The organism is Enteractinococcus helveticum, assembly GCF_001657475.1.
GTDB classification, from domain to species: Bacteria; Actinomycetota; Actinomycetes; order Actinomycetales; family Micrococcaceae; genus Yaniella; species Yaniella helvetica.
On sequence record NZ_LXEY01000005.1, the window covers coordinates 61652 to 68313 of the forward strand.

The 6662-nt window shown below is 60.7% G+C and carries 4 protein-coding genes; 3 read left to right on the top strand and 1 reads right to left on the bottom strand.

Annotation, left to right across the window (positions count from 1 at the left end):
• Window positions 1–87 precede the first annotated feature (87 nt).
• The gene (locus tag A6F49_RS00905; protein ID WP_043056728.1) at window positions 88–1038 is read left to right on the top strand and encodes an NADP-dependent oxidoreductase; all 951 of its coding nucleotides are present in this window, start codon (window positions 88–90) and stop codon (window positions 1036–1038) included.
• Here A6F49_RS00905 and A6F49_RS00910 read toward each other — a convergent pair.
• A complete protein-coding gene (locus A6F49_RS00910) occupies window positions 1035–2378 on the bottom strand; it encodes a sodium/glutamate symporter (RefSeq protein ID WP_043056729.1) in 1344 nt (447 codons plus the stop codon). The two genes, A6F49_RS00905 and A6F49_RS00910, sit on opposite strands and share 4 nt — an antisense overlap.
• 62 nt (window positions 2379–2440) lie before the next feature.
• Between A6F49_RS00910 and A6F49_RS00915 the strand changes: the two genes are divergently transcribed.
• Entirely contained in the window at window positions 2441–2899 is a 459-nt protein-coding gene (locus A6F49_RS00915) for a 23S rRNA (pseudouridine(1915)-N(3))-methyltransferase RlmH (protein WP_201120194.1), read from the top strand.
• A gap of 19 nt (window positions 2900–2918) precedes the next feature.
• On the top strand, window positions 2919–6662 hold a 3744-nt coding region (locus tag A6F49_RS00920), incomplete at its 3' end, for a DEAD/DEAH box helicase (protein WP_067605443.1).

Genomic DNA, 6662 nt, shown 5'->3' on the forward strand with positions numbered 1-6662 from the left:
AAGTTCTGGTGTGGTTGGCTTCACGTTCACTTATGCCCCTGGTCGCAGTCCTTGCTGCCCCGTGCCTGCCGTGCCAGGATGGCAGGTATGAATGATGTCATGCTTGCCATTCAACAACACGAGTTCGGTACACCCGAGGTATTACAGTCGGTTCAACTGCCGATTCCAGAACCAGGCATCAGTCAGATTCTGGTGCGCGTCCACGCAGCCAGTATCAACCCAACCGATTGGAAGAATCGCGCTGGTAAAGCTTTCGTGCGCGATCTACCGATGGTCTTGGGTTGGGATGTTTCCGGCGTAGTGGAATCGGTCGGGTTAGGCGTGACGTTATTTAAACCCGGCGATGAAGTCTTTGGGATGCTACCTTATCCGTACGGGTTGGGCGCTCATGCACAATACGCCGTGGGGCCGACACGAGCCTTTGTCCACAAACCAGACAACTTATCCCATATCCAGGCTGGGGCGCTGCCGTTGGCCAGTCTGACAGCATGGCAATCGCTGGTTGACACTGCGCGTATCACGGCGGGCGATCGGGTACTGATTCACGCGGCGGCCGGTGGGGTGGGCCATCTGGCAGTTCAGATTGCCAAAGCTCACGGTGCGTTTGTCATCGGAACCGCGAGCGCTAAGAATCATGACTTCTTGGCCCAGCTAGGTGTGGATGACGCCATCGATTATCGCACCGTAGATTTTGCCAATGCAGTGGACGACGTCGACATCGTTCTAGATACAATCGGCGGCGATTACCAGTTGCGATCGCTTCGCACAATGCGTCCCGGTGGGACCATGGTGTCCACGATTCCGCGTGCGGCCGATGGTCTATGGGAGCAAGTCCAAAGTTTCGGGGTGCGCGCCGATTTGATCCTCGTTGAGGCCGATCACGCCGGGATGCAAGCCATTGCGAGCTTGGCTGCCGAGGGAACGTTGACACCGCACATCGCCAAGATGTTCCCACTCCGGGAGGCTGCCCAGGCCCATGCGGCCGGAGAAACCGGACACACGGTTGGCAAGATGGTGCTGACCATCGAGGACGTCTAAGAAACTAGCGTGGCCTCGCGTTTATTGGCCCGAGCAATAAACAGCCCGAAGATTACAGCTCCGACGGCGATGGCACCCCATATACCTACGACTGCCCAGGCCGCACCGGCCATCACTAAAGCAGGAACGAACGTCACCGCCGTGATTTCCACGGGCGTGACCGGAATATATGCCAGGCCAAAATCTTCCAGGGTATTCGATTTCAGTTTAGGGTCAACGATCCGCAGCATCGCGATACCGGTAGCAACCGCACCGGTGGACCAACCCCAGGTGAACAGGGAACGTTCGAACCACCCTTCGTGCATCAGACGAGGTGCAACCCATAGGCCCAGGAACAGGGTCAGTGCCAGCCCAAAGACGAACAGGAGTATCAGTTCAAGACCGAAGTCGGCGACGATTTGCGGTTGAATCGAGGCGATCCCGGCGACAATCAGAACGTCGGTTCCGGTGCCTGAAATGGATTGCAAGGTCGGCTTATCGACATACTTGGCAGCATTGATCTTCGTCATCAGCGCACGCACGACGAGCCCCACCAGGAAGGCCAATACGAACACCGGGACAGACAACGCAGGCCAGATACTCCCGATCCATAATGAGATACCGTAGGCGGCAGCGGCGATCATGATGACGACGGATGCCTGAAACCCTAAGGACTCGACCGAGGAGCCCGTGAAAGTGTGCTGGCCGATCGACGGACGCTTATTCACTTCACGAATCAGACCGGTACGTTCTTCTTTCGGCAACGAACTCATCGACCCATAGGCCTGGACGTGCCCACGGCTCGCTGCGAGCCGGGCTTGAATGATTCCGCCCACGATGCCAATGATGAGCCCCACGGTCGCTGAGGTGAACGCCAGTGAGCTGATCTCTGGGTTGGTTGCCGAAAACGCATCCCCCATGGCTGCTGCGGTCCCGTATCCGCCAACCCAGCCGGCAAAGAGCACAACGCCAAGTGCATCCGGGGAGCCGAAGAGTGGCTGCAGGAGCACCAGGACCACGCCCATCCCCAAAGCGACTTGGAGCGCATACATCAGCACCCCGTGGGCAGCGAACCCACCGACGTTGCGATTGAGTTTGCGAACGTCGAAATCATCGGTCATGGCCACCGCAGCGAACACGACTGCAATCAGCACTGAAGAATACGTCGACAGCTGGTCAGAAAAGGGCAGCCACCCCAGTACTTGAGGTCCTAGAACTAACCCGAGAATGCCCGCAATCACCGAGGCTGGGATCATCAAGGTTTGGAAGGGTCGAATAATGGCGCGCAGGCCGGCACCAATAACCAGGAGGATACCAATCAGTCCGGCATCGATCAAAATAGTCCACGGGGTAAAGTCCATGAATGAAAAGCTACAATGCGTAGTAATTAAAGACAATACTGTGAAGTTTGAGGATTTATATCTTGGCCATACGAATCATCACCGTAGGAAAGCGACATGAGGCCTGGGTTGCCGACGGGATCGACCGGTTCCTCAAGCGGCTGAAGAAACCGTATGACGCAGAGTTCGTGTTTGTTCCGCACGCCACCGCCGGCGAGCAACGCTCCCGCGAAGAAGAATCCGCGGCGATCGAGAAACACCTGCGCGCACAGGATTACGTCATCTTATTGGATGAGCGCGGCAAGAATTTCACCTCCCCGCAGCTGGCCGGGCATTTGCAGCAACTCTTTGATACCGGGCGTCATCCGAGCCTTATTATCGGTGGGGCGTACGGCGTCAATGACCGGCTGCGAGCGCGAGCCAATACGGTGTGGTCCCTGTCAAACCTCGTGTTTCCACATCAGTTGGTTCGGCTGATGGTCGTTGAGCAGGTATATCGCGCTCAGGAAATTTCGGCTGGCCGACCATATCATCATCAGTAGTGCTGGGTAGTCTAGCCATATGACTGATGCCGCCTTCGAGGAATTTTCCGCCGCGACACGTTCGTGGTTCCAGGCATCTTTTGCAGCGCCCACCAAAGCCCAGATTGGCGCCTGGCAGACTATCAACTCGGGGCAACACGCCCTGGTCATCGCACCCACCGGGTCGGGCAAAACATTGGCAGCGTTCCTATCGGCCATCGATCGGCTCATCACGGTAGCTCCCGATGACGAGGAGTCGGCCAAAAAACGCACCAAGGTCTTATATGTTTCCCCGCTGAAGGCCCTGGGTGTTGACGTTGAACGCAACCTGACCGCCCCGCTGGTGGGCATCACTCAGACGGCCCGCGGGATGGGAGACGAGGTGCCCGCGATTCGCACCGGGGTGCGCTCGGGTGATACCTCGGCTCGGGACCGTCGCCGCTTAGTGACCGATCCGCCCGATATTTTGATCACCACGCCCGAGTCGCTGTATCTGATGCTGACGTCCAAGGCACGCGAGACCCTGGCCGGAGTGGAAACGGTGATTGTTGACGAGGTGCACGCGCTGGCCGGCAATAAGCGCGGGGCACACCTTGCGGTGTCACTGGAGCGCTTAGATGCCTTACTTCAGGCCCCGGCCCAGCGCATTGGGTTATCGGCCACGGTCCGTCCGGCCGAAGGGGTTGCCCGATTTTTAGGTGGGGTCCAACCGGTGACGATCGTGGACGGCGCTGAGCAAAAGCGCTGGGACATTACCGTGGCCGTGCCGGTGGCCGATATGACCCAGCCGGATACGGGGGCCTCGCCAGAAGAAAATGTGTCGATGTGGCCCCATGTTGAGGCTCGGATCATGGAGCTGACCGATGACTACCGCTCGATGATCGTGTTTGTGAACTCGCGGCGTTCGGCCGAGCGGCTGACCGAATCGCTCAATGAACTGTGGGAAGAGCGCGAAGACACTGACGGTGAAGAGTTTGCTCGCACCCACCACGGGTCGATGTCGGCCACCGCTCGTGCCGAGGTCGAAGAAGGCCTCAAGTCCGGGACGCTGCGATGCGTGGTCGCGACGTCGTCGTTGGAATTAGGTATCGATATGGGCGTGGTCGATGCGGTAATGCATTTGCAGTCGGCCCCGACGGTTGCCGCGGGTCTGCAGCGCGTGGGCCGTGCCGGACACCAGGTGGGCGAGGTCTCGGTGGGGTGGTTCTTCCCGCTGCATCGCGCCGATGTGGTCGACGCCGCGGTTGTGACCGAGCGCATGTTGGCCGGGGCGATCGAGGCGATTTCGATTCCGGCCAACCCACTAGATATTCTGGCCCAGCACACGATCGCGGCTGCTGCCATGGATGAGTTGGTGGATGAGGCCTGGTTGGAACTGGTGCGCCGGGCCGCGCCGTTCACCACACTGTCACTGGATGTTTATGCCTCGGTGCTGGATTTGTTGGCCGGAAAATACGTGTCGGATGAATTCGCACAGTTGAAACCACGGGTGGTGTGGGATCGCGAGGCTGGCACCATCACTGCACGCCCCGGTGCCCAACGCCTGGCGGTCACGTCGGGTGGCACGATTGCCGACCGCGGACTATTCGGTGTGTATTTGGCCACCGAGTCCGACGCCGCCAAGCGCGTGGGCGAACTGGATGAAGAAATGGTCTATGAATCCCGGGTGGGTGAAACCATTATTCTGGGGGCCACCACCTGGCAGATCGAAGACATCACCCACGACCGCGTACTGGTCACCCCGGCGTTCGGCCGCCCCGGGCGCCTACCGTTCTGGCGTGGCGACCAGCCCGGCCGGCCACTGGAATTAGGCCGAGCCACCGGCGCGTTCCGGCGCGAGGCACTGGCCGACCCCAACATCGACGCCCGCCTCAAAGCCGCCGGACTGGACGACAATGCCCGGGCCAACCTGCTGAATTATCTGACCGAGCAGCGCGAAGCCACCGGGCACCTGCCCACCGACACCACCATGGTGGTGGAACGCTTCCGCGATGAACTGGGCGACTGGCGGGTCATTTTGCACTCGCCATTTGGCAAAGCCATTCACGCACCCTGGGCGCTGGCCATTTCCGAACGCGTCAAGGCCACCTACGGTTTCGATGCCAACGCGATGGCCGGTGACGACGGGATCATCGTGCGCATTCCGGCCACCGACGGCGAACCGCCCTCCAGTGAGATCTTCTGGTTCGAGCCCGAAGACCTGCGCGACCAATTACGCCAGCACGTCGGCGGCTCAGCCCTCTTTGCCGCACACTTTCGCGAAAACGCCGCCCGCGCCCTGCTGCTGCCCCGGCGCGACCCGGCCAAACGCACGCCACTATGGCAACAACGTCAACGCGCCGCCCAACTCTTGGCTGTGGCCTCGAAATACCCGCAGTTCCCGATCATTTTGGAAACCGTGCGCGAGGTACTCCAAGACGTGTACGACGTCGACGGATTATTAGCGACCCTGGACAATATTCGCACCCGCGTGTTGCGCGTCGTCGAAGTCCAAACCCCGCAGGCCTCCCCCTTTGCCCAAACCCTGCTGTTTGGTTATACCGCGCAGTTCATGTACGAAACCGATGCACCGCTGGCCGAACGTCGCGCCGCAGCACTGTCCCTGGACCCCGGGCTTTTGGCGCAATTGCTGGGCCAGGATATGCTGCGCGAATTGCTCGACGACGCCGTCATAGCCCAGGTGCAAGCCGATCTGCAACACACCTCTGCGTCACGACGACTGGCCGGGGCCGAAGGTGTCGCCGATCTACTGCGCCTGCTGGGACCGCTGACCACCGATGAGCTCGCCGCCCGGCTGCGAAATCCCGACGACGAAGACGCACCCGCCGATCGTGCCACCGCAGGTGCCTGGGTCGAGCAGCTGGTTGACGATAAACGCGCCATCCCGGTGCGCATCGGAGCCGAGCACTACTGGACGGCCATTGAGGATGCTCCCCGACTGCGCGATGGGCTGGGCATTCCACTGCCAATCGGTGTGCCCGCGGCATTTGCCGAATCCGTGACCGACCCACTGGGTGACCTTATTGCCCGCTACGCCCGCACCCACGGCCCCTTCACCGCACCCGAAGTCGCCCAGCGCCTCGGTATCGGCCCGGTGATTGCCCACCAGGTGCTCCAACGCTTGGCCTCCCAACAGCGGGTGACCTTCGGTGCCTATCTATCCACCCCACCACCCGGTGACGGCCCGGTGGCCACCGATGAGTGGTGCGACGTGGAGGTGCTGGCTCGGATTCGCCGTCGTTCCCTGGCCCAACTGCGCGCTGAAGTTGAACCGGTCGAACACGCCGCCTATGCCCGCTATCTGTTACAGTCTCACCAGGTCACACCCACCCCGCAGGAACGCGGGGTCGATGGGCTGGCCATTATCCTGGATCAGCTCACCGGATTCACCGCACCCGCGGCGGTGTGGGAGACGGCGATCTTGCCGGCGCGCGTGTGGGATTACCACCCGGCCATGTTGGATGAGCTCTTAGCCACCGGACAGTTTGTGATGGTCGGCGCCGCTGACCAATCGGTGGCTTTTCACCACGTGGATACGATCGATCTGACGCTGCCCATTGGCACCACCGATGACCGCACCGTCATCCACGAAGACATCATCACCGCCCTGACCGGTACCGGTGGGTGGTTCTACTCGGCACTGCTCGCCCAGCTGGAAACCCACTCAGGTGCCGAGATTCTGGCCGCCCTGTGGGATTTATTCTGGGCCGGAGTCATCACCAACGACACGTTCACCGCTGTGCGGGCCACTTATACTTCCACCCCGCGCCGAGCCCCCGCCCAC

Bases quoted from the DNA above. Each gene is read 5' to 3' on its own strand.
- A6F49_RS00910 (WP_043056729.1), bottom strand. From the start codon at position 2,378: ATGGACTTTACCCCGTGGACTATTTTGATCGATGCCGGACTGATTGGT.
- A6F49_RS00905 (WP_043056728.1), top strand. From the start codon at position 88: ATGAATGATGTCATGCTTGCCATTCAACAACACGAGTTCGGTACACCC.